The organism is uncultured Pluralibacter sp., from assembly GCF_913775985.1.
In the GTDB taxonomy this organism is placed as follows: domain Bacteria; phylum Pseudomonadota; class Gammaproteobacteria; order Enterobacterales; family Enterobacteriaceae; genus Pluralibacter.
On the sequence record NZ_CAJYMB010000047.1, the window covers coordinates 1 to 4,774 of the forward strand.

3 protein-coding genes and 3 pseudogenes are annotated in these 4,774 nt (G+C 53.9%); 5 read left to right on the top strand and 1 reads right to left on the bottom strand.

Annotation, left to right across the window (positions count from 1 at the left end; translation table 11 throughout):
* The 5 genes and pseudogenes from QZ766_RS05775 to QZ766_RS05795 all read left to right on the top strand — a co-directional run.
* A pseudogene (locus tag QZ766_RS05775) lies at positions 1-78 on the top strand (methyltransferase); the annotation flags it as partial.
* Positions 79-103: 25 nt separating this feature from the next.
* The gene (gene dld, locus QZ766_RS05780; protein ID WP_297198603.1) at positions 104-1,801 is read left to right on the top strand and encodes a D-lactate dehydrogenase; all 1,698 of its coding nucleotides are present in this window, start codon (positions 104-106) and stop codon (positions 1,799-1,801) included.
* A 167-nt stretch (positions 1,802-1,968) separates the two neighbouring features.
* Positions 1,969-2,274: pseudogene (locus tag QZ766_RS05785) on the top strand (hypothetical protein); the annotation flags it as partial.
* A 268-nt stretch (positions 2,275-2,542) separates the two neighbouring features.
* On the top strand, positions 2,543-3,532 hold the full coding sequence (locus tag QZ766_RS05790) for a colicin D domain-containing protein (RefSeq protein ID WP_297198606.1): 990 nt from the start codon (positions 2,543-2,545) through the stop codon (positions 3,530-3,532).
* Positions 3,522-3,824 (top strand): colicin immunity domain-containing protein, encoded by a 303-nt coding sequence (locus QZ766_RS05795; protein WP_297198609.1) that lies wholly within the window; start codon positions 3,522-3,524, stop codon positions 3,822-3,824. Before QZ766_RS05790 ends, QZ766_RS05795 begins: the two co-directional genes overlap by 11 nt.
* Positions 3,825-3,898: 74 nt before the next feature.
* Here QZ766_RS05795 and QZ766_RS05800 read toward each other — a convergent pair.
* Positions 3,899-4,774 (bottom strand): annotated as a pseudogene (locus QZ766_RS05800) (pyrroloquinoline quinone biosynthesis protein PqqF); the annotation flags it as partial.

Consider the following 4,774-nt stretch of genomic DNA (forward strand, 5'->3'; position numbering starts at 1 on the left):
CCGCGTCTCGATGCGACCGCATTACAAACCGTTGGCGTTAAGGGCTGGGACGGATTTACGCTGGCGGTGGTTCGTTAACAACAACACACAAACAGAGAAAAACATGATATTCCCTCAGGAAGTTGTATCCCGGTTGGCCGAGGTTGTCGGCGAGAAGCAATTATTAACCCATCAGGACGACAAGGCCTGGTACACCAAAGGATTTCGCATTGGGCGCGGCGAAGCGCTGGCCGTCGTGCTGCCAGAGTCGCTGCTGCAGCTCTGGCAGACGCTGCAGGTTTGCGTTGCCCACAACGCCATTGTCCTGATGCAGGCCTCCAATACCGGCGTGACCGGCGGCTCCACGCCGGACGGCAACGACTACGATCGCGACGTGATCGTTATCAGTACCCGCAGACTGAAAGGCATTCACGTCATTGATGACAGCCGCCAGGCCATTGCCTTTCCCGGCACAACATTAACGGAGCTTGAGCAAACTCTCCAGCCGCTGGGCCGGGAACCCCACTCCGTTATCGGTTCTTCCTGCATCGGCGCATCCGTTGTCGGCGGCATCTGCAATAATTCGGGCGGCTCCCTTATTCGCCGCGGCCCGGCATTCACCGAAAAATCACTGTTTGCGCGCATCCACGACGACGGACGGCTGGAACTGGTTAACCATCTGGGTATCGACTTAGGCGAGACGCCAGAACAGATGATTGATGCGCTGACCCAGCGCCGCTACACCACCGGCGGGCATCCTGACTGGCAGGGAAAAATCTGGGCCGATGATTATGCCGATCGACTGCGGGACGTCGATGCAGATACGCCCGCCCGCTTCAACGGCGATCTCCGCTATTTGCACGACAGTTCCGGCAGCGCCGGGAAAGTGGTGGTATTTGCAGTGCGGTTACCCACCTTTGCCGCCAGCCGCGGAAGCGAGACCTTTTACATTGGCAGCAGCGACGAGCAGGAGCTGGTCGCCCTGCGCCGCTTTCTTCTCACCCGCATGGCCCAACTTCCGCTTCAGGCGGAGTATATCCACCGCAATGCCTTCGACCTGACCGTGCGCTACGCCAAACATATGTATCTGGCAATCCGCAAGCTTGGGCCGCAGTCCATTCCGCGCCTGATGGCCAATAAAGCACGCTGGGATATCGGCGTTCGCCGCGCCAGATTTCTACCGGCCAATATGGTCGACCGCTGCCTGCAGCTGTTTAATCAGGTGACGCCCTCGTTTATCGCGCCGCGCATCATGGCCTGGCGCGATGCCTGGGAACATCATCTGATGATTAAAGTTGACGTTGAGCAAGCCTCAGAGCTGGGCGCGCTGCTGAAAGAATTCTTCTCAGAGCATCGCGGAGACTTTTTTCACTGCAGCCCCAGAGAAGCCGCGGATGCTTTCCTGGTCCGCTTCGGCGTAGGCGGCTGTACCATCTCCTACTGCGACGCGCTGGGCTACGATACCAACCAGCGGCTGGTCGCTTTCGACGTTGCCCTGCGCCGTAACGATGATGCCTGGCGCCTGACGCTGCCTCCGTCGCTGGCCGCGCAGGTAGAAGTCGACTCCTGCTGCGGCCACTTCTTTTGTTTTGTTAATCACCAGGATTACGTCCTCAAAGCCGGCGTCGATGCAAAAGCGTTCAAAGAGGCGGTCAAAGTGTATCTGGAACAGCGCGGCGCGAAATACCCTGCCGAGCATAACGTCGGCCACCTGTATCACGCCTCTCACGAGCACGTAGAGCACTGGAAGCAGCTCGATCCCACCAACTGCTGCAATCCGGGGATAGGTAAAACAAGTAAGAAGAAATTCTGGGCTGAATAGCGCGTTCAGAGACGGGACGAACGGACTGACCCGTCTTTAAATTATGATAGGTATATCGATCTGACAGTTTCTTCACGCTGTCGGGCTTGTCGCCCACCGACGCTACCACCAACCAGGGCCAGCTGCTGGCCCTGATTGGTGCGTATTTCAAGTGCCGGACATCACACTCTCTGGCCGCCATGAACGAACCGGCACCATTCGATCATATTCTTATCGACGCAGATAAACCTAACAACCCACACTCTCTGTACTGGGCGCCGCGCTACTCACGCATCGGGATACTGATTATTGGCGATAACGTCGTGCTCAATGGCGAAGTTATCAATCCGTACAGTCAGGATGTAGACCCTCAGGACGTGCGCCCTTTTAATAAAATGATGGGCATCGACCCTTGGCTAAATGCAACCGTATCAAAATGGGTAGTGTTAAGGTCGGAACGGACTAATGCTGACTATAGCCTGTTAACATTCTGAAATTAAAGCAGGTAATTCCACAAAGTTTTTATATCGCGGGGTTTGTTATTTTCTGTATACATCAGAAATCGAAAGCCACGTTTAATAGAAACCGTTATGAGTATTGCTCATTCCAGCGGAAGTTTGCTGAGCTCAATAACTGTAATTCTCAATATCTTTCAGATAACAAGCCACTTCCCTTGCATCCAAATACCAGATAACTTTAATAACCCGTGCGGCATTAATCTTTTTTATCGAGTTACGTTACGAAAGCAATTAAAGGAATATTATGTTTCATCAATATCAGGCCAGGACGCTAGACAATATCTACCTTGAGGACATTGCTCATCTTGTTCATCCGGAGATCGCGGCAACTAACCTCGAGAAAACCTCTCAATCAAATCGAGTCTTCAACCAATGGGATTTACCGGGTAACTACAGCACTTTTGTCAACAAGTACCGTCAATTCCATCATCTGCAACCCTGGATGGCATACCGTGAAGCACTGAGAGATTTAAAGGCCGGGAGAATTGTTTTACAAAAAAACGAGATTTTTGGTTCAGCTATTATGGGTGTATTAACATTTACTGGCATTCTTCGGGATGACCTTCCTCTATTGCTTCACTCCCGACTAAGTTATCTCATATCGCACCAAGTAAAACGCCCTGCACAAAACGCTCTTTCCATGAAACCAACACAGCAAGTAGATGCAGCCAAAACAATTAATAGTCGTGCTGCGGGTAGGCTTCTTGCCGCTGGAGGAATATATAATGGCAACATTGAAGGATTCAGGAAAACCGCAGAGCAGCTCGGTGGAGGAGCTCCAGAAGGTTACAATCAGGTGATGGAAAATAAAGGCTTACTTATTGCTGGCACATCAATTGCGGCAGGGCTTGGTATAGGAAGATTAACCCCTGCGAGTGAAATTAAGACATTATCAAACTTTTTCAAAGTACCCAAACCACCGCCTTCTGCACTGGTGAGTTTCGAGCCTCGCCAGCTCCAAAAAAAATTCAAACATGCTGCTGACTTCAATGTTTCCGGCAATCCAAATATAGAAGGGCTTGAGGCATTCGAAAAAGCGTTAAAAAACCACATAGACTCGCCCTTAACGAAGAAAATACTTGGTAAGTATCGATGGAATCAGGATGTGTATCACCATTACAATCCTACAACTAAACTCAATGTCATGACTAAACCAGATGGAAATTTTATTTCTGGCTGGAAACTAACAGACACTCAAGCAACTGACTTAACAGGTAATGGCAATGTCTATTAATCAAAATGAATCAGCGATGTTGGATCTCATTGACGCTTTTACATCGGGTCAAATGACGGCTCCCAGCTTTGAACAAAAATACGCCGCCGCATGGCGTGCTTACCGCGATACATCAAGTACCAAAGGTGTTGATATAGGCACGCAGCGGTTCTTTGACTCAGTGTTCTCATCGCTCGATAGCTACTGCTCAGACCCTGCGTTAATTGACGAAGGTGATTTGAATGACGAGGAATTACTGAGCGAAGTATCCCGCCTTCAAACAAGCTGGAAAAATTCCCCTTCCAGTCAATAAAAGACAGACGCTGAGCAAGTTAACGTCCGATCACAGTAACGTTCACTCTGCCTGCCCACGGCAGGCATTCAGGTTTATCTCTGGTTTTCGTCTCCCGCCCCACCCACAAGCACCCGCCATTTGCGCCGCTGGCGCAGCAGCCGGTTGTGAAGCGCAGAAATATCTTCCAGCCGCAGCGCGGCTATCGCCTGTTCGTCGTGTACCGCCAGCCCGAACTGGCGGCGCAGCGCCTGCGAAAGAGCGTCCGCCGGGTCGGCACGCAGGGCGTGGCGTACGGCGTCCAGATTGATCTCGTCGAAAGTCTGCTGGCGCAGAAAATCTTTACAGCGCTGCAGCAGAGTACGCCAGCCGAGGTGCGGGGACTGCAGCGCGAAGAGAATGCCGTCGATATCCGCCACCTGCTGATAGCGGGCAAATACCGCGTAGCCCACCTGCTGTTCGACCCGCAGGCGCTGGTAAAAGTGCGGGGCGTAGAGATGTCCCAGCGCCCGCAGCGCGGCCTGCTCAACGTTGCTTGCCTGCGCCAGCGGGATAAACAGCACCAGCGCCCGATCGCTGCCGGCACAGGCAACCGCGCTGGCACCGCTCGCCGGTGCCGGATTTTCCAGTTTCTCCAGCGGCATCAGGCCACCCAGCGCGCGCGCCAGCGCCTCCCGCTGCACGCCGGACCCACCGCTGCAGGCGGCCAGCCACCGGCAGGGAGCCGGCGACGGATACAGCGCCTGCGGCAGCGCGCTGAGCAGCTGGCGCAGGGCAATACTCTCTGGCGGCGGCGGTTCCCCCGGCACGATAGCATCGCCGAGCACTTTAGCGATACGGCGCACCAGCGCACCGGCATAATCGCTTTTCTCCGGCAGGAAAAGCGTCAGCTGGCCGCCCTGCCACTCTCCGCGTCCGCCCAGATGACGCAGCGCCCCCAGCAGCGGCCGAAGCCTGCGGCCCAGCATCAG

What these genes read in the sequence shown, in the direction of transcription:
- dld (WP_297198603.1), top strand. Translation starts at nt 104, where the DNA reads ATGATATTCCCTCAGGAAGTTGTATCCCGGTTGGCCGAGGTTGTCGGC.
- QZ766_RS05790 (WP_297198606.1), top strand. Translation starts at nt 2,543, where the DNA reads ATGTTTCATCAATATCAGGCCAGGACGCTAGACAATATCTACCTTGAG.
- QZ766_RS05795 (WP_297198609.1), top strand. Translation starts at nt 3,522, where the DNA reads ATGTCTATTAATCAAAATGAATCAGCGATGTTGGATCTCATTGACGCT.